The sequence below is a fragment of the Amycolatopsis sp. NPDC003731 genome (assembly GCF_053586895.1).
Genome location: NZ_JBSFNC010000277.1, coordinates 1 through 4,812, shown reverse-complemented (window position 1 = coordinate 4,812; position 4,812 = coordinate 1). Strand labels below are relative to the sequence as shown.

Below are 4,812 nucleotides of genomic sequence, written 5' to 3'. Positions count from 1 at the left end.
CAACCTGCACCGCCCGCAGCGCTATCACCGCGGTCTGCGGCGGGTGTTCTACCTGGCCGCCCTGTCGGCGATCAAACGCCCCAACAGCCCATCCCGCACCTTCTACCTGCGCAAACGCCGCGAGGGGAAGCGGCACACCCAAGCACTGATCGCCCTGGCCCGCCGCCTGGTCGACGTCATCTGGGCGCTGCTGCGCGACGGCCGCGAGTTTCACCCCTCACCACCGATCACGGCCGCAACCGCTGCTTGACACAGTCATTGAGACTCCTCGCCGGGCTGGGCGGGGTGGGTAAGACGCAGCTGGCCGCGGAATACGCGCGACGGCAATGGGCTGGCGGGCGGGTGCAAGGGCTGATCTGGGTGCGCGCAACCAGCCGGGAAGCGATCATCGACACCTACCGCGTCGCGGCGCAGCAGGTGCTGGCACCCAGCATGGGAGCGCCCTCGAAATCGCGCACCGGTGGCTTTCATGGCTCGCCGGGACCACCTCGAACTGGCTGCTCGTGCTCGACGACCTGCAGGACCCAGCGGACGTCCGGGACCTCTGGCCGATCCCCAGCCGCTCTGGCCGGGTTCTGGTGACCACCCGGCGTCGCGATTCGATCTTGCGCACCGCCGGGCGCGAGGTACTCGACGTCGGCTTGTTCACCCCGACCGAAGCCGCAGCGTTCCCGGACCGCCGGCTGCCCGGCCGGTCCGCCGGCGCGCGGCAACTCGCCGACGCGCTCGGACACCTGCCCCTGGCCCTGGCGCACGCCGCCGCCTACATAGCCGATCGCCCGACACTCACCTGCATGACCTACCTCGACCGGCTGCGAAGCCCCGCCACCGGGCTGGCCGGCGCAATGCCGGGCGAAGACAGCCTGCCCGACGACTACCACCAGACCATCACCGCCACCTACGCCCTGTCGATCGCCCGAGCCGCCGCCCCGCACCGGCCGAGGCCGCCGACCGGAGCTGACCGACAGTGAGCTAATCACGATGGCCGTGGCGCAGATGCTGCAGCGCTACGACAGTGAACGCCGCTGGATCCGGCACATCCACGCCGACATCGAGTGGCGCGCGATGTAGACGGCGAGAGAGCCAACGCAGCGACGAGAACGAGAGACCATCCGGCAAACTGTGTCGGCGCACCGCCGGGGTCCATGACAGGCGAGTTCAGCCGCGCAGTGTTCATGGTTTCTTTCTTAATCAAGGCCGCCCCTGCGGGTCCGCGCCGCAAGTGGGCACCCGGGACATGCGGCCCTGGCGGCGGTGCCGGGGACCCGCGCGACATTGCTCCGGCAGGACGCCTGAATAACATCACTTGCCCGGCCCGACGCTCCGGAGCCGATCAGCCCGGCGAAGCCGATCCCACACCCGGCGTCGGCTCGTGACCGGCTCTCCCGGATTGACGTCGGTTCGCATGGCATCCACCGCAGTCTTCAACGACCGCTGCATCCGCGCCAGGTCGTCCTCGGTGGAACCACCGCGCAAGAGAGCCCCTTGATATCGGTCGGTCGCGTTTATCACCGCTTCAGCGGCGTCCACCACCGCCGGAGCCGCTAGGAGGCGCAACCGTCCGAACACGTCTGCGCCGTCGTCGGCGACCTGGCGCAAACGATCTCGAAGCGCGGTGGCGTCAGCCTTGGACACCCGGCCCGTGCCGTACTCCTCGGCGATCCGCCTGAACTCCGCCATCACCCGATAGAACTCTGCGTACAGCTCAGCACGCAGAACCCGGCCACGCTCCCGCTCCTCACGTTCACGGCGCCGCCGCTCCCGCCGGGCAGTCGCGAGCTGCGTCCAGATCACTCCGCCGAAGCCGACAGCGGCCACCACCAGTGTTCCCCACCATGGGGTTGGATCCCCCATTACTACTGGTCTTCGCCGGGAGACGGCGTCTTGCGCCGTTGCTGAAAAGCGGTGAACTTCGCGGTCAACTCGAACATGTAGTCCAACAACGCCTCGCACAGGTCCAACGCGTCCTTGGCGTCTTCTCGGGAGATTTGCGTACCGGTGTAGTGCGCGCCTTGGTTGCCCAAGATCCGCAACGCTTGTGCCCACTCGAACAAGCGCTCGTCGATCGCTCCGGACTCCTTCAGCTCCTGTAGGCCCCCGAACAGGGTGCGCTTGGTAGTTCCCTTGACCGCGCACACTCCTTCGAGGGTCCGGCGCACCATCACTCCGGCCGCGGTGTATGCCTTGGCCTCGAAACACAGCCGCGCCTGCTCGTGTTCCTCACGGAGTTCTCGCGGAACCGAGAGTCCGAGCCGCCGTCCGGGTGCTGGCCAGACACGAGCCGGCTCATCCCAACCATCTCCATAGTCTTCGGATAGGAACAAGCTTGACTGGCCGCAGTTGGTGCAGCCGATCAGCAAGCTCAGCAGCGGCGGACCTTGCTCCGGGTCGTAGCTTTCGTGGCTTCCTTCGGTTTGGCCGAGGACCGACTTCGAGCAGTGGGCGCACACCATCGGGATGGCCTGAGGAATGTCCGGCATGCACGGTTAGTCGCGTTGCCCACTCCACGGCGTTACATCTCGGTTCCCGGACAACCGCAGGTAGACGGTCATATCGTGATCGTTCCTCAGTCGAACGGGTGCACGCGATCCCACCGGTCACCACCAACAGCGCAGGCACCCCTTCGCCATCACCCCACCACGGGAGGACACCGCCCGCGCGCAGTGGGTGACACCCGAGCTTCCGGCCTCGAGTTGGGTGCACCACTGCGCGACCTCGGGGTCGCCGGCGGCTGCTTCGAGAAGCGCCGGCCAGAGGCGGGCCACCGGACCCGAATAGATCCCTCCCGCGAACTCGATCGCGCCCTCCAGACGCCGCCGTGGCGGCTCGGCGCGCAGCTTCCGGTAAGCCTCGCGCTCGACGAGCGGTACCGGCTGGGCGTCAACCCACGATCGCGACGTCCACGGCCGAGGTGTCGGTGCGGCACGTCGACGACGCTGTCATCGTCGCGGCCGCGGGTGCGGTGGACCTGGCGACCGCTCCCCAGCGTCAGAGTGCCGTAACCGCCACCTTGGCCGACGGCCCGTCGAGAGTGACATCGACTTGAGCAATGTTAACTCCCTGGCATCGGTCGGCTTGACCGTCCTGGTCAAAGCCGGTTGTTTGGACTATCCCTGCGCCGTGGGGCACCCTGGTCTGCGCCCCGTGCGGTGCTACCTGAGCCGATGGCGCTGTAGCTCCAGCGAGAGCCAACGAACTCGCCGTCGAGCGCTTTCCCCATCTCGGCCGGCATCTCCCGCGCGTAGGGCCGCTTCTTGCCAGGTGAGGCCATCCTCGTGCGCGTGCTGCAGGACCATCAGCCGGTGTTCGGGCTTGAGCAGCTGCATCACGGTGCGGAGCCGTCGCTGCGCGTCCAGGCCGCCCTCCAGCACCGAGTACGGGTCCCACGCGTCGGGCACCTGCTGGCCGAGCGTCAGCCGCTCGCCGCCGAAGCTGTGGCCGACCGGGCGCTCCAGCTGGTCGATGGCGTAGCCGCGGACCCGGTTCTCCCAGATCGGCCGGTGCCACCGCGCCTCGGCGTACACCCGCGTCTGCAGGCGCGAACCGAGCGTGAGGTCCACCGGCCCCTTCGTCCAGCGTGTGCCAGCAGGCCGAGAGCAGCACATCCTCGACGGCCTCGAGGACCGCTTCGCGCCGCACCGGCGTCTGTTTACCCAGCCCGATCCAGCGCACCGCGAACTACTCGACCGCGGCCTTGCGCCGGCGGACGTCCGGATCGGTGCACAACACCGCGTGCGCGCGCTCGGCCGCCTCGATCAGCGCCGCGTGCATCCATCGCGCCACCTCGTCGGCCGTCTGCACCAGCGGGCGGAAGAGGTCGATCAGCTGCGCACGCAGCTGGCCCGTGAAGGCGAGCAGTGGCGTGGACAGCAACACCGGCCCCACCGGGGCTATGGCCTGCATCGCGGCCCACTGGTGCAACGCCGGCGTGACGGTGTGAAACCACTGCTGCCGGACGTCGAAACCCGCCTGCTGCTCGTGCCAGGTCACGAGGACTTCACCCATCGAGGCGCTCGGCGAGAACTCCACCGCCTTCGAGATCGCGCGCACCGGTTCCAGCGCCGTGTCCAGCGCCTCGAAGGCGTGAAACGTCGCGCACGTCGGGCTGCTCCGGTCGGGCATCGTGATCATGCTTGTCGTACTCCAGGTGAAGCAACCGAACCTCTATCTACCTGTTAGCCCCGACAGACCCACCGACCGACCAGAAAGTTTCTCGACACCGAGCAACGCGGCCAGCGCGCGCACGGCGTCGTAGCGTCGGGCAGCGTCGCCGCGATTCACGATTCGTGATGAAGCGGATGCTGTTGCTGGCTGGGGCGTTCTGGCGGGGCTGGGCGCCGGCACGTGGAGCACTGGTGCTCTGCGGGGTGGCGCTGCTGGCCGCGGCGCTGGTGCTGTCCGGGTGGATGGACTGGTCTGCGCTAGGCCGGTGGGCGCGCCCGCTGGCGGTGCCGCTGGCGCTGTTGGCCGTCGCCGCCAGCGGGCTGGTGGTCGCGGTGGCGCGTCGGCGGGGAGAACGCGCGCCGCGGGCACGGGCGTCGGCAATGAGCTGGTGGGTCGTGGTGGCCGCCGCGATCGTGGTCGCCGCGGTGGGGTGGGCGGCGACCAGCTGGCTACTCGGCGAGGCCAACCAGGCCGGCGACGCGGACAAGAGGGCGGCGGCGAGGGTCGAGGCGATCAAGACCGGGCTCGGGATCGGCGCGGGCACCACCGGCACCTTCGCCCTGTTGCTGGCGGTGCGGCGCCAGCAACACAACGAGAGCGACGCGACGGAGAAGAACGTCACCGAGCTCTACACCAAGGCCGCCGACC

Annotated in this window: 5 protein-coding genes and 2 pseudogenes; 3 read left to right on the top strand and 4 right to left on the bottom strand. The window is 68.9% G+C overall.

From position 1 onward, the window contains the following. Together ACWDN5_RS46255 and ACWDN5_RS46250 are read left to right on the top strand one after the other, a co-directional pair. Positions 1 to 250, top strand: a pseudogene (locus ACWDN5_RS46255) (IS110 family transposase); the annotation flags it as partial. 253 nt (positions 251 to 503) lie between these two features. Beyond that, positions 504 to 971 (top strand): hypothetical protein, encoded by a 468-nt coding sequence (locus ACWDN5_RS46250; RefSeq protein WP_449680735.1) that lies wholly within the window; start codon positions 504 to 506, stop codon positions 969 to 971. A 331-nt stretch (positions 972 to 1,302) separates the two neighbouring features. Here ACWDN5_RS46250 and ACWDN5_RS46245 read toward each other — a convergent pair whose 3' ends face one another. The 4 genes from ACWDN5_RS46245 to ACWDN5_RS46230 all read right to left on the bottom strand — a co-directional run bounded on the left by ACWDN5_RS46245 (position 1,303) and on the right by ACWDN5_RS46230 (position 4,131). Continuing rightward, positions 1,303 to 1,821: a hypothetical protein gene (locus ACWDN5_RS46245; protein WP_449680734.1), complete on the bottom strand. Its 519-nt coding sequence runs from the start codon at positions 1,819 to 1,821 to the stop codon at positions 1,303 to 1,305. Between the two features lie 35 nt (positions 1,822 to 1,856). After that, the gene (locus ACWDN5_RS46240) at positions 1,857 to 2,480 is read right to left on the bottom strand and encodes a DUF4145 domain-containing protein (RefSeq protein ID WP_449680733.1); all 624 of its coding nucleotides are present in this window, start codon (positions 2,478 to 2,480) and stop codon (positions 1,857 to 1,859) included. 672 nt (positions 2,481 to 3,152) lie between these two features. Further along, entirely contained in the window at positions 3,153 to 3,560 is a 408-nt protein-coding gene (locus ACWDN5_RS46235) for a hypothetical protein (RefSeq protein ID WP_449680732.1), read from the bottom strand. 118 nt (positions 3,561 to 3,678) lie between these two features. After that, a complete protein-coding gene (locus ACWDN5_RS46230; protein WP_449680731.1) occupies positions 3,679 to 4,131 on the bottom strand; it encodes a hypothetical protein in 453 nt (150 codons plus the stop codon). Between the two features lie 158 nt (positions 4,132 to 4,289). On the opposite strand from ACWDN5_RS46230, the pseudogene ACWDN5_RS46225 reads away from it, so the two are divergent. Beyond that, positions 4,290 to 4,812, top strand: a pseudogene (locus ACWDN5_RS46225) (hypothetical protein); the annotation flags it as partial.